Consider the following 18660-nt stretch of genomic DNA (forward strand, 5'->3'; position numbering starts at 1 on the left):
GAGGTAACGAAGCGCATTGCCCAGCCTCGGGCATCCCCCAACTGGGCCCCGGCCTTCGCCGGGGAAGCAAAAGGGAAAGGGCGGGGTTAGGGGGAGGCGTTGGCCTCCCCTCACCTGCACACCGCCTCCAGCTCCGGCCCGTAACTGTGCCGCGCCGGCACTGGCAGGCCCTTGGCCCGCAGACCCGCCTCCGGTCCTGCGGGGGCGTCGGGCAAACGCGGGTCCATATAGCCCTTGTACCAGGGATCGCGCTGCGCCTGTTCGAGCGTGACGAACGTGAAGCCGCGGCTTTTATAGAGATCGATCAGCCGCGGCAGCATCACGGCGTCGAGCGCGCCGACATGCATCAGCAGGACATAGGGAATGTCGCGGCCAAGCAGCGCCTTGAACGCACCCCGGCCATAGCTGATGCTTTCGTCGGCGGCGTCGAGATAGCTTTGTTCGAGCCAGGCGATCGCCTTCGCGTCCTTCTTCGCGACGCAGCGCGCATAAGGCGCGTTCCACATATAATCGCCGAAGCTCATGGTGACACCGGCAATGCGATAACCACGGTCGGCGAGCATCGTCCGCACCGCCGCCTTCTTCTCGGGCGTCTCGCCTTCGGAGAGATTGGGGTAGCGGAACCAGTGCCAGTCCTGCCCCTTCATGCGATCGGCGACGACGCCTTCGCCCTTGATCACGTCCTGCTCGAACTCGGCTGCGCTGTGCGTCGCGAGGTTCATGTGCGACCAGGCATGGTTGCCGAGCGGCAGGCCGGCGGCGCGCCAGCGATCGAGCATCGCGGTCGATTCAGGCTCCTCCTCGGTGCGCACGCCATTGGCGAAGCCATAGACCGGCGGGAGCTTCGCTGCCTTCCACGCGGCAATGATCCTGTCGCCGATCTCCACCCGGGTCTTGCCCTCGGGCAGCGCGCTGTGCGAGGGGAGATCGTCCCAAGTGAAGGCGATCTCCTGCGCCCGCGCCGTTCCCGTGGCGGCGAGCGTGAGGCCGAACGCGATCGCCATGCTGCGCAGCATTTTCGTCATGCCAGGTCTCCGGGTCAGCGGAACAGCTTGAGGTCGATCGCCTCGCCCATCGCGCGGTAGCCGGCATCGCCGGGGTGGAGCGCATCGCCGCTGTCATAGGGCTTGGCCATGCGCAGCGGATCGGCCTTGTCGCCGACGGCACGGTCGAAATCGATCACACCATCGAAATTGCCGGGCGTGCGGATCCACTGGTTGACCGCGATCCGTACGACATCGCCCTCGGCGCTGTAATAGCCGGCGCCCTTGTACGGGACGACAGTGGCGCCGATCACCTTCACGCCGCGATCGTGCGCGCGGGCGATCAGCTGGCGATAGGCCCCGGTGATGTCCGCGACGCTGGGCAGCGCCGTGCCCGCCCGGTTCGCGCTGCCGATGTCGTTGATGCCTTCGAGCACCACGACATAGCGCACGCCCGGCACCGACAGCACGTCGCGGTCGAACCGCGCCAGCGCAGCGGGCCCAGCGCCGGTGTTGAGCAGGCGGTTGCCCGAGATGCCGGCATTGGCGACCGCGAAGCCGGTGCGGCCCGCCTTGACCAGCCGTTCGGCGAGGATGTCGGGCCAGCGGCGATCGGTGTTGCCGGTCGATGCGGCGCCGTCCGTGATCGAATCGCCGATCGTGACGATGGTGGCAGTGGCCGGGCCGCCGGCCACGTCCACGCCGGACAGGATGAAGCGCATCGAGCTGGTCGTGCCGGGCCCGAGGCGGGGCGCCGCGACCTGGTTGCCGGGAACGATCAGCGCGGTTGCGCTGCCGAGCGGATGGACGGTCAGCCGGGTGGTGTCGCCGGGGACATGGATGCTGACGACGAGCTTCGCCAGCGGCGCGACCTTCAGCGCGATCGGATCGCTGACCAGCGGCGCGCCGGCCGGAATCACCGGGGCGGCATTGTCGTTGAAGGTGACGATGCGATCCGTGCCGGCGACGATCGCGCCATCGTCCCCCGCCAGCGCGACATGCACTGCGCCGATCGGCAGCGGCACCGCGCCCATTTCATTGGAGAGCCGCAGCCGCAGCGTGGTGCCACCGGCGGACAACCGCGCGACCATGCGAAACGTCGCGTCGGCCGAGGGCGGCGCGGGCGGCGGTGGCGGAGGCGCGGGCTGGCCGGGCTGGACCACCGGCGCGGGCCGCGGGGCGGGCATCTCCATCGGCACTGCCTGCCAGCTGCGCGTCCAGGCCTGGCCCAGCTGCGCCAGTGCCGGCACCGGCGACAGCAGCGCCAGTGCAGCCGCCATCATGATCGTACGACCTGCCTTCATCCCATCCTCCCTCGTCGCGCGCCCTTGAGCGGCGTTGTGTCTGTTCAACCAGATCGTATAGGATATAGAGCTGGTCGGGTCCGTCTTGTCCAGAGTCTCCATCCGTGCCGGCCGACCAGCCGGACCTCTTGAATATCGTTAGCGCTACCAGAAGAACAGCCGGGATATCCGGCGGCATCGGGGAGGAACCATGATCCGCATCGAATCTGCTGTACCCGCCGACCGCCACTATCCCGGCGCGGATCCTGACGGCGGCCTTCGATGACGCCTCCACCGGATCTTTCGCGGCGCGGCATGCTCGCGCTCGGCGCAGGCGTAGCGCTCACCGCAGGTGCTGGCCCTGCCCTCGCCGCCGGCAGGATCACGGCCGGCGAAGTGATCGAGCGGATGAAGCTGCGGATCGGCGGGCCGTGGCGCGAGGGCGGGGTCGACGGCTTCAAGGCCGGCGGGCCCGATACCATCGTCACCGGCATCGCGACCACGATGATGGCGACGCTCGACGCGATGAAGGTTGCCGCGCGACAGGGCCTCAACATGATCGTCACGCATGAATCGACCTGGTGGTCGCATCAGGACCGGCTCACCGACCTGACCGAGGACCCGCTCTACAGGACCAAGCTGGCCTATACGCGCACGCACGATCTGGTCTCCTATCACCTGCACGATCACTGGCATGCGCTTCGCCCCGTCGACGGGATCAATCTCGGCACGGCGCAGCTGATGGGCTGGACCAGGTTCATGCACGCCGACAACCAGCGGCTGTTCACCATCCCGCCGACGAATTTGCTCGCACTGGCGAAGGAGTTCCGGAAGCGGATGGGCGCGAACAATATCCGCGTGGTCGGCGATCCGACGCTGCCGGTCTCGGTCGTCTATGAAAGCTGGGGCTTCTGCAGTGCCTTTCCCGGCATCAACTTCCTCAACAGCGAAGCCGATGTGCTGGTGATCGGCGAGACGCAGGACTGGGACTTGATCGCCTATGCGCAGGACCTGGTCGCGTCGGACCGGAAGAAAGCGCTGATCGTGCTCGGCCATGTGAAATCGGAGCAATGGGGCATGAAGGCCTGTGCCGAATGGCTCGGCGGCTTCGTGACCGAGGTGCCGGTCAAGTTCGTGCCGATCATCGAGCCTTATTGGAACGTGCGCCGCCCCGTATTCGAGATCGATCCGAGGATATGATGCAGGCAGCCCCTCCTCCGCTGCACAGCGGCCCGGTCACCGCGCTTCAGCTGGTCGACCGCATGCTCGAAAAATCCGGTGCGCCGGGGCGGCCGCAGACAGTCGACCGGATCGTCGCGGGCGATCCCACCACCGCGGTGACGGGCGTCGCCACGACCGCGATGGCGACGTTCGACTGCCTGAAGGCGGCCGCGGCCAAGGGCACGAACCTGATCGTCACCTTCGATCCGCCCTTCTGGTCAGGCAATGATTCGCTCGACCGGCTCGAAGGCGACGCACTGTTCGCGGCGAAGCGCGACTTCATCCGCGCGCATGATCTGGTGATCTTCAACTTCCACGATCACTGGCGCGACCGCACGCCCGACGGCATCGCGACCGGCATGGCGAAGGAACTCGGCTGGGAGGGGCATCTCGTCAGCCCCGCCGATCCGGCGCTGTTCAGGCTGCCGCCGACGACCTTGCTCGGCCTGGCGCAGCAGCTGCACGACAAGCTCGCCGACCGCACCATGCGCATCGTCGGCGATCCGAAGCTGCCGGTATCGATGGTGGCGGGCAGCTGGGGCAATGCGGCGCAGCTGCCGACGATCAAGCTGTTCAACAGCGGCGTCGACGTGGTGGTGTGCGGCTACACCCGCGAATGGGAAGCGGTGGAATATGCCCAGGACCTGATCGCGGCGGGCGGCAGGAAGGGGCTGATCCTGCTCGGCCAGGCGAAGTCGGTCGCGGGCGGGATGCGTTATTGCGCCGAATGGCTGAAGACGATCGTCGACGAGGTGCCGGTGACGTTCATTCCGGTGGTGGAGCCCTATTGGAATCCGGACGAGCCGGTGTTCGAGATCAATACGCGCATTTGATGCCTAGCGGACCGTCCGCTGCGGCACGGCGGAGACCATCACCTTCTTGCCCAGCGCGCGTGCCGATCCCCGGCTCGTGCACCACAACGCGACGCTATAGTCCCGCACCGCACCGGATTCGTCGCGGCCGAAATAGATTTTTTCAAAGATTTCGGTGCCGGGATGCGACGTCGTCGCGGCGTTCGTCACGTCATAGCTGAAACCCAGGGCGTCATATCCTGGATAGTCCAGGCTGACCGGCGCGGTGGGTGTTTCCCCTTGCGCATAATCCTCCGGGTCGATCTGCCGGGTGAGCATGTCGGCCCAGTCGGTTCGCCAGGCCTTGCCGGGTTCCGGCGACGGCGGGAGACGGCTGACCGTGATCATGCAGCGTTCGGCCGATTGCCCCTTGGGCAGCGCCCTGCCCTCCGGAAAATCGATGAAGATGCGCTCGGCCGGCGTGCCCGCTGGCCTGGCGCGAGCGCGCTTGTCGTAGAGATCGACGGTGACGCCGCCGAGCATGACCAGATGCGGCGTGCCTTGCGGACCGGCCCCGGCCGTCCGGAACGAGCCCGAGCGGATCTGGCCGACGGCGGGCGCGACACCGATGAGCAGCCCGGCCAGCAGGAAAGCAGCGTGGATCCTTCGCATCATCGGTTCCTGTCCTGGCACCAGCGGGCGCGCGTTTACCTGTTATCGCTGAAACACCGGATCGGGCGACGAGAAAAGAGAAATGCGCGCAGAGATGCGGAGACCCGTACCTCAACACCCAGCGCGCCTCGCGCGAAGCGTTTTCCCGTTGTTCGGCAAACGCCGCTTGCATCGTACCGCCGATCCAGCATGGTAACGATACCGCCAGCGAGCGGCAGGGGGAGAGCGGGATGGCCGATTCAGAACGTCTGGCGCGCATCGCGGCCGATCCGCGGTACATCGCGCTGACTCGCCAGCGCGGGCGCTTCACCTGGACGCTGACGATCGTCATGCTGATCGCCTATTTCGGCTTCGTCCTGCTGATCGCGTTCGACAAGGCGCTGCTTGCCCGGCCGATCGGGGCCGGTGTGACCTCGATCGGCATTCCGGTCGGGCTTGGCGTGATCCTGCTCGCGATCGGGCTGACTGGCCTGTACGTCCGCCGCGCCAATCGCGATTACGACGCGATGGTCGAAAGCCTGGTCGAGAGCACCGGCGAATGAGCCGCATCGCCCGGGCCGCCGCCCTCGTCTCCGCTGCCGTGCTGGTCGCCACCCCCGCGCTGGCCGACGGCGTCGCGGGCGAGACGGTGCAGCAGCCGACCAACTGGACCGCGATCATCCTGTTCGCGGCCTTCGCCATTCTGACGCTCGGCATCACCCGCTGGGCGGCGCGGCGGACGCGCACCGCGTCCGATTTCTACACGGCCGGCGGCGGCATCACCGGCTTCCAGAACGGGCTCGCCATCGCCGGCGACTATATGTCGGCGGCGAGCTTCCTCGGCATATCAGCGCAGATCTTCGCCGACGGCTATGACGGCCTGATCTATTCGATCGGTTTCCTGGTCGGCTGGCCGATCATCCTGTTCCTGATGGCGGAGCGGCTGCGCAATCTCGGCCGCTACACCTTTGCCGATGTCGCCTCGTTCCGCTTCGCGCAGACGCCGGTCAGGACCTTCGCGGCGATCTCCACGCTGGTCGTCGTGCTGTTCTATCTGATCGCCCAGATGGTCGGCGCGGGGCAGCTGATCAAATTGCTGTTCGGGCTGCGCTACGAATATGCCGTCGTCATCGTCGGCGTACTGATGATGCTCTACGTGCTGTTCGGCGGGATGACCGCGACGACCTGGGTGCAGATCATCAAGGCAGTGATGCTGCTGGGCAGCGCGAGCTTCATGGCGTTCATGGTGCTCGCCCAGTTCGGCTTCTCGCCCGAGGCCTTGTTCGCCCGCGCGGTGGAGGTGAAGACCGACCTCGCCGCCGCGACCGGCCTGGCGCCGGCCGAAGCGGCCGAGCGCGGACGATCGATCATGGGGCCGGGCAATTTCATCAAGGATCCGATTTCCGCCATTTCCTTCGGCATGGCGCTGATGTTCGGCACGGCCGGCCTGCCGCACATATTGATGCGCTTCTTCACCGTGCCCAATGCCAAGGCAGCGCGCAGCTCCGTGCTGTGGGCGACGGGATGGATCGGCTATTTCTACCTGCTCACCTTCATCATTGGCTTCGGCGCGATCGTGCTGGTGGCGACCGATCCCGGCTATCTGGACGGCGCCGGGGCCTTGCGCGGCGGCAGCAACATGGCGGCGATTCATCTGGCGCAGGCGATCGGCGGGAACATCTTCCTCGGCTTCGTCTCGGCCGTGGCGTTCGCGACGATCCTGGCGGTGGTGGCCGGGCTGACCCTGTCGGGCGCTTCGGCGGTGAGCCACGATCTCTACGCGACGGTATTCCGCAAGGGCAAAGCCGATTCAGCCGCCGAGCTGCGCGTCTCGCGCCGCACGGTGCTGGTGCTCGCGGTGGTCGCGATCCTGCTCGGCATCCTGTTCGAGAAGCAGAATGTCGCGTTCATGGTCAGCCTTGCCTTTGCGCTGGCGGCTTCGGGCAATTTCCCGGTGCTGCTGCTGTCCTTGCTGTGGAAGGGCTGTACGACGCGCGGCGTGGTGATCGGCGGATCGCTCGGGCTGGTCACCGCGCTGGTCCTGACCATCCTGTCGCCGGCGATCTGGGTGGCGATCCTGCATCACGAGCAGGCGATCTTCCCCTATTCGTCACCCGCGATCTTCTCGGTTCCGCTGGCCTTCTTCACCATCTGGCTGGTGTCAGTGCTCGACAGATCGCCGCGCGCGGCGGTCGATCGCGGGCTGTATCTCGAGCAGCGGGTACGGGCAGAAACGGGGATCGGCGCGGAAGGCGCGTCACACCACTGAGGCGCGGGCGAGCAAAGCGGCGAACGGGCCGAACGACCAGCCCTCGACTGAGCCGACCTGCTCGATCACCTGCCACTGGTCGGGCTCGTCCGGCCGCCATGCCCGCACCTGTGGCGAGAGGTTGAACACGCACAACAGTCTCTCATCGCCCGAGCCCCGCTCGAACGCCAGCACCGAGTCCGACGCTTCGAGGAAGCGGATGGCGCCCGTCCTGAGAACCGGGTGGGCCCGGCGCATGGCGAGCAGGCACCGGGTGAGCGCGAGCATCGAGCCGGGATCGGCCTCCTGCCGGTCGACCGCCAGCGCGGCGTGATCGGGGCCGAAGGGCAGCCAGGGCTCGCCGGTGGAGAAGCCGAGCTGCGGCGCGTCGGCCGCCCACGGCATCGGCGTGCGCGCCCCGTCGCGGCCGAGCGTCAGCGGCCAGTTGGCGATCGCCTCCGGATCGCGCAGCCGATCGAACGGGATGTCGACCTGAGTGAGCCCAAGCTCCTCGCCCTGATAGAGGAAGATGTTGCCGCGCAGCGCCACGAGCAGCAGCAGCTTCATCCGCGCGAACGCCGCTTCATGCCCCGGCGGCGCCCAGCGCGAAACGGCGCGCGGCGCATCGTGATTCTCGAACGCCCAGCTCGGCCAGCCCATGCCCGGCGTGTCCGGCCAGCGATCGAGCGTATCGCGCACCAGCGCCGGCGTGAGCGCCTTCGCATAGAGGAAGTTGAAGCCATAAGCGGTGTTCAGCCGGGCATCGCCCTGGGTGAAACTTTGCATCTCGGGCTCGACATCGGGGCCGCCCACTTCGGCCACGGTGAAGCGATCCGGATAGCTGTCCGTCAGCGCGCGGACGCGTTCGAGGAACAGCGGGATATCCGGGTGTGACTGGTTGTGGACATGGACCTGGAAATCGAACGGGCGGGTGCGGCGGTCGTTGGTCGGCGGGCGCGCGGGATTGTCGCGCAGCGCCGGATCCATCATCGCGCAGCTGATCGCATCGAGCCGGAAGCCATCAACGCCGCGATCGAGCCAGAAGCGCGCGACATCGAGCAAAGCCTCCTGCACCGCCGGCAGATGCACGTTGAGCTGGGGTTGGCTCGCCAGGAAATTGTGCATGTAATATTGGCCGCGCCGCGCATCCCAGGTCCAGCCCGGGCCGCCGAACACCGATTGCCAGTTGTTGGGCGGCGTGCCGTCCGCCTTCGCATCGGCCCAGACATACCAGTCATGACGCGGATTGGTGCGATCGGCGCGGCTTTCGACGAACCAGTCATGCGCATCCGAGCTGTGCGCATAGACCTGATCGATGATCAGCTTCAGCCCGAGCTGATGCGCGCGGGCGACCAGCGCGTCGAAATCGGCGAGCGTGCCGAACACCGGATCGACGTTCCGATAATCGGACATGTCATAGCCGAAATCCTTCATCGGCGAGGGGAAGAAGGGCGACAGCCACACCCCGTCCACGCCGAGCGACGCGACATGATCGAGATGCGCGGTAATGCCGGCGAGATCGCCGATCCCGTCGCCATTCGAATCGGCAAAGCTGCGCGGATAGATCTGGTAGATCGCAGCGCCCCGCCACCACATCGTCACAGGCCCTCTCCCTCCCTGCCCTTGTGCCCGCCAGGCAACACCGCGCCAACCGAATTTACCGGATCCGCGCAAGGGATTGCCCGGCCGCCATGCCCCTGACATCCTGCCCGTCACAACAAGGGAACGGGTGGAACAGTGACCGGGCGGCCGCGCCAGTCCCTTGCGGGGCTGTGGAACATCTCGTTCGGATTCTTCGGGATCCAGGTCGCGTTCGGCCTGCAGAATGCGAATATCAGCCGGATCTTCCAGTCGCTCGGCAGCGATGTCGACGGGCTGGCGTTGCTGTGGATCGCGGGGCCGGTGACCGGCCTGATCGTCCAGCCGCTGATCGGTCATTTCAGTGATCGCACCTGGGGCCGATTCGGGCGGCGCCGGCCCTATTTCCTGGCCGGGGCGGTGCTCGCGGCGCTCGCGCTGGCCGGCATGCCGAACGCGCCGGTGCTGCTCGCGGCGGCGGTGCTGCTATGGCTGCTCGACGCGTCGATCAACGTGGCGATGGAGCCGTTCCGCGCCTTTGTCGGCGACATGGTCGGGCCGGCGCAGCGCACTTTGGGCTACGCCTTCCAGACCGCGTTCATCGGCGCGGGCGCAGTGCTCGGCTCGCTCGCGCCGTTCGCGATCACGGCGCTGGGCGCAAGCAACGTCGCGCCCGCCGGGAGCATCCCCGATGCAGTGCGCTATTCCTTCTATCTCGGCGCGGCGGCGATCTTCTGCGCGGTGCTGTGGACCGTGCTGACGACGCGCGAATATGCGCCGGAGACGCTGCGCGCCTTTGCCGGCGACGACGATCCGGGCGCGCCGGCGACGCAGCCGGGCCGTTCCGAGCCGTCGCAGATCCTGCGCGATATCGTGCAGATGCCGATCGCGATGCGGCGCCTAGCGATCGTCCAGTTCTTCACCTGGTCGGCGCTGTTCCTGCTGTGGGTCTATGCCACCCCGGTCGTCACCCACCATGTCTTCGGTTCGGACGATACCGGATCGAAGGCCTATAATGACGGCGCCGACTGGGTCGGCATCCTGTTTTCGGTCTATAACGGCGTCGCGGTGCCGGCGGCCCTGCTGCTGCCGATGCTGGTCGGGCGGTTCGGCGCTGGCCGGACGCATATCGCCTGCCTGGCGATCGGCGCGACCGGCTTTGCCGCGATGCTTTTCATCAGGGATGCGCAGCTGCTGATCCTGCCGATGATGGCGATCGGGATCGCCTGGGCAGCGATCCTCACCCTGCCCTATGCCATGCTGGCGGGCATGCTGCCGACCGGCAAGCTCGGCGTCTATATGGGCATCTTCAACGGCTTCATCGTCCTGCCGCAGCTGTTCGGCGCGCTCGTGATGGGGCCAGTGATCCGCACTTTCTTCCCGGCCGCGCCGATCTGGACGATGGCGATCGCGGCCGTGCTGATGGCGTTCGCGGCGCTGGCGATGCTGCGCGTCGACGACCGGCGCCCGGAAGCAGCCGGAATCGGCGCAGACGGCGAGATGGTGCTTTGACAATCCTATAGGATACGATAGCTAGCCGGGTAGCGCTATCATCGGCGCGATTCCGCTGACGCCTGCACGGATGGGCGCACGGACCGGGAGAGGTATCGATGCGCATCACGCACAGGGATATGGTCGTCGCCTTGGGCGCGGTAGCGCTCACCTGCTCGGCCGGCGTCTTCGCCCAGACTCAAACCCGGAAGATCATCGGCCCGACGGTGTGGGACTGGACCAGCATGAAGGTCACCCCGACCGATGTCGGCGAAGTGCGCAGCCTGGGCAACGGGCCGACCGCGACGCTCGACGATCTCGAGCTGCACGTCACCACGCTCAAGCCCGGCCAGACCTCGCACGCGCCGCACAAGCACCCGAACGAAGAGCTGGTGATCATCCGCGAAGGCACGGTCGAGGTGCTGAACGATGGGGTGTGGAAACGGCTCGGGCCGGGATCGGTGATCTTCAACGCGTCCAATGCGCTGCACGGCCTGCGCAATGTCGGCACCACCAACACGACCTATCATGTGATCAACTGGACGACCCCGGCGACGCCCAAGAGCTGAGCGCTGGTGGCAAGGAGAGACGGGATGAATCCGATCGACCGCCGTTCGATGCTGACCGGTGCCGGCTTTGCGGGGCTTGCCGCCGCGCTGCCGGGCGATGTTATGGCACAGGCGCTGAGCGGCAATGCCGTTCCCGAGACGGTCAATACCGGCGCGCCGAGCGATCCGCGGCCGAAGCACCACATCAAATTCGCGGTGATCGGGCTCGACCACAACCATATCTATTCGATGACCGCGGCGGTGATCCGCGGCGGCGGCGAGCTGGTATGGGTCTATGCCACCGACGCGAAGCAGCTCGCCGCTTTCCAGAAGCTCTTCCCGGGCGCGAAGCTGGCGCGGAGCGAGGCCGAAATTCTGGAGGACAGGTCGATCCAGCTGATCGCCGGCGCGCCGATCCCCGATCTGCGCGCGCCGCTCGGCATCCGCGCGATGAAGGCGGGCAAGGATTATCTGGGCGACAAGCCGGCGATCACCACGCTGAAACAGCTCGCCGACGTCCGCGCGACGATCAAGGCAACGGGGCGCAAATTCGCGATCATGTATTCCGAGCGGCTGGAAGTGCCGGCCGCGATCAAGGCGGGCGAGCTGATCGAGCAGGGCACGATCGGCCGGGTGATCCAGACGATCAACATCGCGCCGCATCAGGTCAACCCGGCGAGTCGGCCCGACTGGTTCTGGGACAAGGCGCGCTATGGCGGCATCCTGACCGATATCGGCAGCCACCAGGCCGAGCAGTTCCTGTTCTTCACGAAGAGCAATCGCGCCGAGGTCGTCGCGTCGCAGACCGGCAATATCAACCATCCCGACAAGCCCCTGTTCGAGGATTTCGGCGACATGACGATGCGGGGCAATGGCGGCACCGGTTACCTGCGGGTCGACTGGTTCACGCCCAAGGGGCTCGGCACCTGGGGCGACGGACGGCTCTTCGTGCTGGGCACCGAGGGCTATATCGAGCTGCGCAAATATGCCGATCCGACCGGCAAGCCCGGCGGCAACCACCTGTTCGTCGTCGACGGCAAGAGCGCCCGCTACATGGATTGCAGCAAGGTCTATCTGCCGTTCGGCCCGCAATTCGTGACGGACATCGTCGAGCGCACGTCGATCGCGCAGGACCAGGAACAGGCGCTGCTCGCGGCCGAGCTGGTGCTCAAGGCGCAGAAGAACGCCACCCGGCCAATCGCGGCCTGACGGGAGACATGGCATGAAGAACATCTCGCGGCGCGCGCTGATCAGGACCGGGGCGATCGCCGCGGTCGGCTTCCCGTCGATCGTCCCGGCCAGCGTGTTCGGGCAGAATGCGCCGAGCAAGCGCATCAACATCGGCGCGATCGGCGTCGGGCGCATCTCGCGCATCCATGACCTGTTCGAGATATTCAAGTTCGACGACGCGCATGTCGTCGCGGTGTGCGATCTCGACACGCGGCGCGTGCAGCAGGGCATCGAGTTGGTCGACACGACGTACGGCGAGAAAGCGGGCAAGCCCTATTCGGGCACGCGCGGCTATGCCGATTATCGCGCGCTGCTCGCCAACAAGGATATCGACGCGGTCATCATCTCGACGCCCGATCACCAGCATGCGCCGAATTCGATCCATGCGGTGCAGGCCGGCAAGCATGTCTATTGCCAGAAGCCGGCATCGCTGACGATCGCCGAAGGGCGGCAGATGGCGAACGCGGTGGCGAAGACCGACCGCATCCTGCAGATCGGATCGCAGCAGCGCTCGCAGGACCCCTGGCCGCAATTCCACCGGGCGTGCGAGCTGGTGCGCAACGGGCGCATCGGCAAGCTGACCCATGTCGAGATCGGCCTGCCCGGCGATCCCTCCGGGCCTGAGGCCGGGCCAATGCCGATCCCGGCCAACCTCAATTACGACGCATGGCTGGGGACGACGCCCGAAGTCTATTATACCGAGATCCGCGTGCACCCGCAGGACGGCAAATTCAGCCGGCCGGGCTGGCTGCGCTGCGAGCAGTTCGGCGCGGGCATGATCACCGGCTGGGGCGCGCACCATGTCGACATCGCGCATTGGGGCATGGACACCGAGCATAGCGGCCCGATCGAGATCTGGGGCAAGGCCGATTTTCCGAAGAGCGGGCTGTGGAACGTCCACGGCGCGTTCGAGACTTATGGGCGCTACGCCAATGGGGTGGAGATGAAGATCTCCGGCGCCTTGCCCAATGGCGTGAAGTTCATCGGCACCGAAGGTTCGATCTTCGTCACGCGCACCGGCGGCCCGGTGACCGCGACTGACCCGGCGACCGCCGCGGCGGGGACGAGCGGATTGCTGGCGAGCAACCCCAAGATCCTCGACAGCGTGATCGGGCCGAACGAGATTCATTTGCCGAAGAGCCCCGAGCAGCACCGCAACTGGCTCGATTCGATCAGGACGGGCAAACCCAACATCTCCCCGGCCGAACTCGGCCACCGCGCCTGCTCGACCTGCCTGCTGCACTCGATCGCGATGCATCACGACAAGAGGTTGCACTGGGATCCGGTGAAGGAGCGCTTCATCGGCGACGATGCGGCCAACGCGATGCTCAGCCGGCCGCAGCGGGCACGCTATGCGATCTGACGCTCCCTCTCCCGTTCGCCCTGAGCTTGTCGAAGGGCCGTTCTTTCTGACCGCCGGCGAAAAGAGAAGAACGGTGCTTCGACAAGCTCAGCACGAACGGAAGGGTGGTAGCCCAATGAAATTCCCGGCCATGATCGCACTCGCCGCGCCGCTGCTGCTGGCAGGCGGCGCCGTTGCGCAGGATGCCCCGGACGAAGTGATCGGCCCAACCTACACCGACGCCCGCGAGATGGCGGTCGACCCCAGCCGGCCCATGGGCACGCTTCATGCCTTCGTGATGCTGTCGCAGGATTCGAAAGTCTACCCCGGCATCCGGCAATTGCAGAACGAGACGACCGCGAAGCGCGACGCCTATGGCAACCGCGTCGCGGCCAGGGCCGAGCTGCAATCCGAGCCGGCGCCGTATCGCCGCGAGGTGATCGTCTATACCCCCGCCGGCTACAAACCCGGCACGGAGATGCCGTTCATGGTCGTCCAGGACGGGCGGGATTATGCGACGCGCGTGGCGCTGGCGCTCGACACGCTGATCGCCGCGAAGCGCGTGCCGCCGATGGTCGCGGTGATGATCCAGTCGGGCGGGGGCGATGCGCAGGGATCGCAGCGCGGGCTCGAATATGACACCGTCTCCGGCCGCTATGCCGAGTTCGTCGAGAGCGAAGTGCTGCCGCTGGTCGCGCGCAACTACAAGATCCGTTTCACCAGGGACCCCGAAGGCCGGGCGGCGATGGGCGCGAGCTCGGGCGCCGCGGCGGCGTTCAGCATGGCCTGGTTCCACCCCGAATGGTATCGCCGGGTGCTGTCCTATTCGGGCACCTTCGTGAACCAGCAATCCCCGCCCGACCCGGCGACGCCCGAAGGCGCCTGGGATTATCACGCGCACCTGATCCCGGAAGCGGCGAAAAAGCCGATCCGCATCTGGATGCATGTCGGCGAAAGGGATCTGCATTTCGACGATCCGGAAGCGACCTTCCACAACTGGCCGCTGGCGAACCAGCGCATGGCCGCGGCGCTGAAGGCGAAGGGGTACGCGGTTCACTACGTGTTCGCGAAGGACTCAGTCCACGTCGATCAGCGGGTGGTTGGGCAGACATTGCCCGGGGCAATCGAATGGCTTTGGCAGGGGTATCGGAAATGATGGTTCGGAATTTGGATTCTTTCTTTTCTTTGTTCCCCGGCGAAGGCCGGGGCCCAGTTGGGGGACGTAGATTGTCTGATGCTGCGCGCTGTTACGCCGGCCTTCCCAACTGGGCCCCGGCCTCCGCCGGGGAACGGAAGGGGTTGGGCCTTATATCCCTCGGGGCACTGCTTCTCTCCGGCACCGCTTACGCCCAGACGTCGCCCCAGCCGTGGCGCAACCCTGCCCTCCCCACCGAACAGCGGGTGAACGCCCTGATCGGGCAGATGACGATCGAGGAAAAGGCGTCGCAGCTGGTCAACCAGGCGCGGGCGATTCCCCGGCTCGGGGTGCCGGCCTATAATTGGTGGAGCGAGGCGCTGCACGGCGTTGCCGGCGGCGGCTATGCCACCGTATTCCCGGAACCGGTCGGCCTGGCCGCGACCTTCGATGCGCCCGCGATCAAGGCGATGGGCGAAGCGATCGGCACCGAGGGCCGGGTGAAGTGGAATCTGATCGAAAAGGCCGGCGGCGAGCACCGCATCATGCAGGGCCTCACCTTCTGGTCGCCCAACATCAACATCTTCCGCGATCCGCGCTGGGGCCGGGGCCAGGAAACCTATGGCGAGGACCCGTATCTGACCGGCGCGCTGGGCGTCGCGTTCGTGCGCGGCATGCAGGGCGACGATGCGCATTATTACCGCGTCTCCTCCACCGCCAAACATTATGCGGTGCACAGCGGCCCCGAGCCCGGCCGGCACAGCGACAATTTCGCGGTCAGCCTGCACGATCAGGAGGACACCTATCTCCCCGCGTTCCGCACCCTCGTGGTGGACGGCAAGGTGGAATCGGTGATGTGCGCGTACAACGCCATCAACGGCCAGCCGGCCTGCGCCAACGAATTCCTGCTCAAGGACCGGCTGCGCGATGCCTGGGGCTTCAAGGGCCATGTGGTATCGGATTGCGATTCGATCGCCGATATCGAGCGCGGGCATCATTACACCAAGACCGTGGCGGAGGCCGCGGCGATCAGCCTGAAGCTCGGCGTCGACAATGACTGCGCCGAATATGGCCGGGCGCCGGGCGCAACCTCCGATTACGATCGTTATGTCGATGCGATGAAACAGGGGCTGGTGGGCCAGGACGTGGTCGATCAGTCGCTGCGCCGGCTGTTCACGGTGCGCATGCGGCTGGGCATGTTCGATCCGCCCGCGCAGGTGCCCTATGCGGCGATCCCCGACAGCGCGCTCAATTCGCCCGAGCATGGCGCACTGGCGCTGAAGCTGGCGCGGGAATCGATCGTGCTGCTGAAGAACAACGGCATGCTGCCGCTGAAGGCGGGCGTGAAGCGGATCGCGGTGGTCGGTCCGCTGGCCGATCAGGTCGATGTGCTGAACGGCAATTACAACGGCACGCCGGTCGCGCCGGTGAGCGCGCTGGAGGGCATCCGCAAGGCATTCCCGGGTGCCGAGATCAGCTTCGAGCCGGGCACCGATTTCCTGCGCGCGGCCGAGCCGGTGCCGACCAGCGCGCTTTCCACGCCGGACGGCGCGCCGGGCCTGAAAGCCGAATTCTGGCGCGGGGCGGACTTTACGGGCGCGCCGGCGGTAAGCCGGACGGATGCGATCATCGCGTACGCCCGCAACACGCCGGCGGTGATCCCCGATGCGGCGGTGACGTCCGCGCGCTGGAGCGGCTTCGTCGCCGCGCCGGAGACGGGGCAGTACAAGATCGGCATCAACGGCCGCTCGGCCAAATTGTGGATCGACGACAAGCTGGTCGCCGACAACACCGACCCGCAGCAGCGCGGGCCGAACCTGGTCGAGCTGCGCTTCGAAAAGGGCGCGAAGCACAAGGTGCTGATCGAGCAGACGCCGAGCCGTTTCCCGCCGCGCTTCGTGTGGAACGAAGTGCGCGCCGATGCGCTCGAGCGGGCGGTGGCATCGGCAAGGCAGGCCGATCTGGTCATCGCGGTGGCGGGCATCACGTCGGCGCTCGAAGGCGAGGAGATGGTGGTCAACGTGCCGGGCTTCGTCGGCGGCGACCGCACCAGCCTCGACCTGCCGGCGCCCGAGGAAGCCGTGCTGAAGGCCGTCAAGGCGACGGGCAAGCCGCTCGCGCTGGTGCTGATGAACGGCTCCGCTTTGTCGGTGAACTGGGCTGCGGCCAATGCCGATGCGATCCTCGATGCCTGGTATCCGGGCCAGGCCGGCGGCACCGCGATCGGCGAGACCTTGTCGGGCGCGAACAACCCGGCGGGGCGCCTGCCGGTGACCTTCTACACCGGGGTCGATCAGCTGCCGCCGTTCAAGGATTATGCGATGGCGGGGCGGACCTATCGCTATTTCTCGGGCAAGCCGCTCTACGCCTTCGGCCACGGGCTGAGCTATACCAGCTTCGCCTACGGCAAGCCGCTATTGTCGCGCGCTTCGGTGAAGGCGGGCGAGACGCTGGGCGTCGATGTCGAGGTGCGCAACACCGGCAAGCTGGCCGGCGACGAAGTGGTGCAGCTCTATCTCAGCTTCCCGCAGGCGCCGGGCATGCCGATCCGGGCGCTGCGCGGCTTCACCCGCGTTCACCTCGCGGCCGGGGCCAGCACGAAGGTGCATTTCGACCTCGATCCGCGCGGGCTTTCCAGCGTGACCGAGGCGGGCAAGCGCGTGGTGGCGCCGGGCGCCTATACGCTGACGCTCGGCGGCGGACAGCCGGGGACCGGGGCGCCGACGGTGGCGGCTGGGTTCAGCGTGACGGGGACGGTGGCGCTGGCCGAGTGAGGGCCGGCTCCATCGCGCCTATCCGACCGGCGGGGGCTTGCGGCGCACCCGTCGGAGGATCGCGCGCACGGCGAAGAAGAGGAGAAGCGCGAGCAGCACCCATGGCCCGACGGCGGCGACGAAATAGATCAAAGCGACGATGCTGTAGGTGACGGTCGATCCGACCGAAGCGAACGCCCGGCCCGTCTCGCCCGAAAAGCTCGTGCTGCCGCTATAGGCGATCGAGATCGCCGAGGTCGCCACCCGGCCGCGCGCCTGGGCGAGTTCGGTGCGCGCTGCCGTGGCGGTGTCGCCGCTGCCCCGGGCGCTCGCTTCGAGATCGACGATGTCGCGCGCGAGATCCTGGGCATCGACGTCGGTCGAGGTCAGCGACCCGCCAAGGGCGACGACCGGCGCGGTGAGCTCCGCGCCGAACGGGCGCGCGATCCTGTTGTCCACTTCGAGCTTCAGCGACGCGCTGGTCGATCCCTCGCTGTTCGATCGGTGCATTTCGATCAGGCGGCAGCGTTGCAGGCCGGCACGGTCGCACATGGCGAGATGCCGGTCCTGCGCAGCGGTGATCGCGCTCTGCGGCAGGCTGAAGCGATAGTCGAAACTATAGGCGATCTTGGGCGGAGCGGCCTGGCGGTCCGTGGTGGGCGCCGCCGTTTCGCCGCCCGCGCCGTCGGGCTTCTGCGAACTGCATCCGCCCACGAACAACAGGGCAAGCATGGCGGCGGCGGCGAACGATTTCATCATAGGCTTAGGCCGTTCCTGTCACTTGGCGAAGAAGCTTGGCGAAGACGGGATGCCTTCATTTTGGGTAGCTGCGACTGGCCGTAACGGAGAGCCCTGCGTTACGACGGCACGGTGTCAGAATCGCTGGCCGGGAAGGCCGCTGAACAGGTCGCGGGTGCATTTTCCTTCCGCGAGGCTGGCGGTCGATCCGGACCAGCCCATCATGATATATTCCCTTATCGTGCCATTGGTCCGCGAGAAGGCCGCCTCGGTATCGGCGGGACCGCCGATCGTCGCGCGGCTGTCCGAAAGCATGATGTCGTCGGCGGTGACCGAGCTGATCGGCGCCGCGGACTTGCAGGCGCCGCGGCACCAGCGCTTCGCATCGAGATCCATGCGGAAACGCTCCTCCCATTTGGTAGCGGGGGCGCCCGTCTTCAGCTGCTCGGTGCCCTTGCAGACGAGATCGAACTGATTGGCGGCAAAGGCGGGAGTCGCCATACCGAACATGGCAATGGTGGCAACGGCAGCTGAAACGAACGACTTTGACATGAATCACCCCGGTTCGTCGTTAAGACTGGGCAAGTAACGTGCGACCGAAACGATCGTTTCATTGCTCGAACAGGCGCGACGCGGCGAACATCTCAAGATCTCCGCAGCATGGCTTC

General features: G+C 66.7%; 16 protein-coding genes. 10 read left to right on the forward strand and 6 right to left on the reverse strand.

From position 1 onward, the window contains the following. Positions 1 to 110: 110 nt before the first annotated feature. Together U1769_RS02580 and U1769_RS02585 are read right to left on the reverse strand one after the other, a co-directional pair. Positions 111 to 1025, reverse strand: a complete 915-nt coding sequence (locus U1769_RS02580; protein WP_332711524.1) for a polysaccharide deacetylase family protein — start codon at positions 1023 to 1025, stop codon at positions 111 to 113. A gap of 14 nt (positions 1026 to 1039) precedes the next feature. Continuing rightward, positions 1040 to 2287, reverse strand: coding sequence for an SGNH/GDSL hydrolase family protein (locus tag U1769_RS02585; protein ID WP_332711526.1), 1248 nt, complete (start codon positions 2285 to 2287; stop codon positions 1040 to 1042). Positions 2288 to 2548: 261 nt separating this feature from the next. On the opposite strand from U1769_RS02585, the gene U1769_RS02590 reads away from it, so the two are divergent. Together U1769_RS02590 and U1769_RS02595 are read left to right on the forward strand one after the other, a co-directional pair. Next, the gene (locus tag U1769_RS02590) at positions 2549 to 3466 is read left to right on the forward strand and encodes a Nif3-like dinuclear metal center hexameric protein (RefSeq protein WP_332711529.1); all 918 of its coding nucleotides are present in this window, start codon (positions 2549 to 2551) and stop codon (positions 3464 to 3466) included. Continuing rightward, positions 3463 to 4320, forward strand: coding sequence for a Nif3-like dinuclear metal center hexameric protein (locus tag U1769_RS02595; protein WP_332711532.1), 858 nt, complete (start codon positions 3463 to 3465; stop codon positions 4318 to 4320). The genes U1769_RS02590 and U1769_RS02595 overlap by 4 nt, the downstream gene beginning before the upstream one ends. Before the next feature lie 3 nt (positions 4321 to 4323). Here U1769_RS02595 and U1769_RS02600 read toward each other — a convergent pair whose 3' ends face one another. Further along, the gene (locus tag U1769_RS02600; RefSeq protein ID WP_332711534.1) at positions 4324 to 4950 is read right to left on the reverse strand and encodes a hypothetical protein; all 627 of its coding nucleotides are present in this window, start codon (positions 4948 to 4950) and stop codon (positions 4324 to 4326) included. A gap of 230 nt (positions 4951 to 5180) precedes the next feature. Between U1769_RS02600 and U1769_RS02605 the strand changes: the two genes are divergently transcribed. Together U1769_RS02605 and U1769_RS02610 are read left to right on the forward strand one after the other, a co-directional pair. Then, positions 5181 to 5492: a DUF485 domain-containing protein gene (locus tag U1769_RS02605; RefSeq protein WP_332711537.1), complete on the forward strand. Its 312-nt coding sequence runs from the start codon at positions 5181 to 5183 to the stop codon at positions 5490 to 5492. After that, on the forward strand, positions 5489 to 7198 hold the full coding sequence (locus U1769_RS02610) for a cation acetate symporter (RefSeq protein ID WP_332711538.1): 1710 nt from the start codon (positions 5489 to 5491) through the stop codon (positions 7196 to 7198). Before U1769_RS02605 ends, U1769_RS02610 begins: the two co-directional genes overlap by 4 nt. Here the strand turns inward: U1769_RS02610 and U1769_RS02615 are convergent. Then, positions 7187 to 8773 carry an alpha-glucosidase family protein gene (locus tag U1769_RS02615; protein WP_332713608.1) on the reverse strand — a complete coding sequence of 529 codons (1587 nt, stop codon included), beginning with the start codon at positions 8771 to 8773 and terminating at the stop codon, positions 7187 to 7189. The genes U1769_RS02610 and U1769_RS02615 overlap by 12 nt on opposite strands. Before the next feature lie 141 nt (positions 8774 to 8914). Here U1769_RS02615 and U1769_RS02620 point away from each other — a divergent pair, with 141 nt between their 5' ends. The 6 genes from U1769_RS02620 to U1769_RS02645 all read left to right on the forward strand — a co-directional run bounded on the left by U1769_RS02620 (position 8915) and on the right by U1769_RS02645 (position 17275). Further along, entirely contained in the window at positions 8915 to 10267 is a 1353-nt protein-coding gene (locus tag U1769_RS02620; RefSeq protein WP_332711540.1) for an MFS transporter, read from the forward strand. 98 nt (positions 10268 to 10365) lie between these two features. Next, positions 10366 to 10815 carry a cupin domain-containing protein gene (locus tag U1769_RS02625; RefSeq protein ID WP_332711542.1) on the forward strand — a complete coding sequence of 150 codons (450 nt, stop codon included), beginning with the start codon at positions 10366 to 10368 and terminating at the stop codon, positions 10813 to 10815. 24 nt (positions 10816 to 10839) lie between these two features. Beyond that, positions 10840 to 12003, forward strand: coding sequence for a Gfo/Idh/MocA family protein (locus tag U1769_RS02630; protein ID WP_332711544.1), 1164 nt, complete (start codon positions 10840 to 10842; stop codon positions 12001 to 12003). Positions 12004 to 12016: 13 nt separating this feature from the next. Then, entirely contained in the window at positions 12017 to 13387 is a 1371-nt protein-coding gene (locus U1769_RS02635; protein ID WP_332711546.1) for a Gfo/Idh/MocA family protein, read from the forward strand. A 115-nt stretch (positions 13388 to 13502) separates the two neighbouring features. After that, on the forward strand, positions 13503 to 14522 hold the full coding sequence (locus U1769_RS02640) for an alpha/beta hydrolase (protein WP_332711549.1): 1020 nt from the start codon (positions 13503 to 13505) through the stop codon (positions 14520 to 14522). A 143-nt stretch (positions 14523 to 14665) separates the two neighbouring features. Further along, positions 14666 to 17275 carry a glycoside hydrolase family 3 C-terminal domain-containing protein gene (locus U1769_RS02645; RefSeq protein ID WP_332711552.1) on the forward strand — a complete coding sequence of 870 codons (2610 nt, stop codon included), beginning with the start codon at positions 14666 to 14668 and terminating at the stop codon, positions 17273 to 17275. An 18-nt stretch (positions 17276 to 17293) separates the two neighbouring features. Here U1769_RS02645 and U1769_RS02650 read toward each other — a convergent pair whose 3' ends face one another. Both U1769_RS02650 and U1769_RS02655 read right to left on the reverse strand, forming a co-directional pair. Further along, the gene (locus U1769_RS02650) at positions 17294 to 18013 is read right to left on the reverse strand and encodes a hypothetical protein (RefSeq protein ID WP_332711554.1); all 720 of its coding nucleotides are present in this window, start codon (positions 18011 to 18013) and stop codon (positions 17294 to 17296) included. Positions 18014 to 18127: 114 nt separating this feature from the next. Continuing rightward, entirely contained in the window at positions 18128 to 18544 is a 417-nt protein-coding gene (locus U1769_RS02655; RefSeq protein WP_332711557.1) for a hypothetical protein, read from the reverse strand. Positions 18545 to 18660: the final 116 nt, after the last annotated feature.

The sequence above is a fragment of the Parasphingomonas zepuensis genome, from assembly GCF_036663735.1.
In the GTDB taxonomy this organism is placed as follows: Bacteria; Pseudomonadota; Alphaproteobacteria; order Sphingomonadales; family Sphingomonadaceae; genus Sphingomonas.